Here is a 424-nt window from a genome sequence, read left to right as displayed (position 1 = left end):
CGACTAGTGAGCTATTACGCTTTCTTTAAAGGGTGGCTGCTTCTAAGCCAACCTCCTAGCTGTCTAAGCCTTCCCACATCGTTTCCCACTTAACCATAACTTTGGGACCTTAGCTGACGGTCTGGGTTGTTTCCCTTTTCACGACGGACGTTAGCACCCGCCGTGTGTCTCCCATGCTCGGCACTTGTAGGTATTCGGAGTTTGCATCGGTTTGGTAAGTCGGGATGACCCCCTAGCCGAAACAGTGCTCTACCCCCTACAGTGATACATGAGGCGCTACCTAAATAGCTTTCGAGGAGAACCAGCTATCTCCGAGCTTGATTAGCCTTTCACTCCGATCCACAGGTCATCCGCTAACTTTTCAACGGTAGTCGGTTCGGTCCTCCAGTCAGTATTACCTAACCGTCAACCTGCCCATGGATAG

Annotated in this window: 1 rRNA gene; it reads right to left on the bottom strand. The window is 51.2% G+C overall.

From position 1 onward, the window contains the following. A 23S ribosomal RNA gene (locus SB751_RS28285) occupies nucleotides 1-424 on the bottom strand; the annotation flags it as partial.

It is taken from the genome of Cupriavidus sp. SIMBA_020, from assembly GCF_046535395.1.
GTDB classification, from domain to species: Bacteria; Pseudomonadota; Gammaproteobacteria; order Burkholderiales; family Burkholderiaceae; genus Cupriavidus; species Cupriavidus campinensis.
This window is presented reverse-complemented; position numbering and strand designations above follow the sequence as displayed.